General features: G+C 73.8%; 1 protein-coding gene. It reads left to right on the forward strand.

The genetic code is table 11. From position 1 onward, the window contains the following. Nucleotides 1-27: 27 nt before the first annotated feature. The coding region (locus tag AOK16_RS24435) for a M6 family metalloprotease domain-containing protein (protein ID WP_240483736.1) at nucleotides 28-1,016 on the forward strand (989 nt) is incomplete at its 3' end.

Consider the following 1,016-nt stretch of genomic DNA (forward strand, 5'->3'; position numbering starts at 1 on the left):
CCCCCCGAGGCCCGAATACGCCGCGGTATACGCGTGCCGCACCGCGGGGTACGCAGGCCCCGCCGCGGCACGGCGCTGATCGGGCTGGCCGCCCTCGCCCTGACGGCCCCCACCGCGGCGACGGCCACGACGACGTTCGGCGCCGCCTCCGGCGTCAAGGAAGCCCTCGGCTTCGGGACCGCGGGCCCGCCCGCCGCAGGCCGCGCCCAGCCCGACGCGACCTGCTCCCCCGGCTACGTCGAGGGGGTGCAGATGTCGGAAGGGCTGCCCACGGCCCCCGGCAGCACGCGGAGCACCGGTACCGTCCGGGCCCTCAACCTCATGATCGACTTCCCGGATACGAAGGGCGCGGGCAGCGCGCGGAAGCGGCTCGCCGAGTTCTTCCCGAGGACCTCCCAGTGGTACGCCACCAGCTCGTACGGCCGCCTCGACTACCAGGCGCACGCCCCCATCACCGACTGGCTGCGGATGCCGCGCCCCTTTCACGCGTACGGCATCGACCGCGGCGTCGGCTACGAGCCGGGCTACCGGCGGCTGGCCCGGGACATCACGAGGGCGGCCGACGGCCGGGTCGACTTCGCCTCGTACGACCTGGTCAACATCCTCGTCACGCCGAACGCGGGGCCGCCGGCGCTGGACAGCGTGCTGTCGGTGACGTTCGCGGGGGTGTCGGACGCACCGAGGGCGGATGGCGCGACGCTGCGGCACATGTCGTTCATCTACAGCCGCCAGGACGACGGCACAGAGACGGCGGGCGACAACGCGTACCGCGTACTACCCCACGAGAACGCCCACTCCCTCGGCCTCCCCGACCTCTACACGGCGCGGGGCGGCACCAAGGCCGGGCACTGGGACATCATGTCCGAGGACTGGGGCGCCAACAACGACTTCCTGGCCTGGCACAAGCGCAAGCTGGGCTGGCTGACGGACGCGCAGGTCGCGTGCGCGAAGGGAACCGGCCCTAGCGACCACCGGGTGGCGGCGCTGGCAGGGTCAGGGGCCGGGTCGGCGGGGGC

Source organism: Streptomyces pathocidini (assembly GCF_001418495.1).
GTDB lineage: Bacteria > Actinomycetota > Actinomycetes > Streptomycetales > Streptomycetaceae > Streptomyces > Streptomyces pathocidini.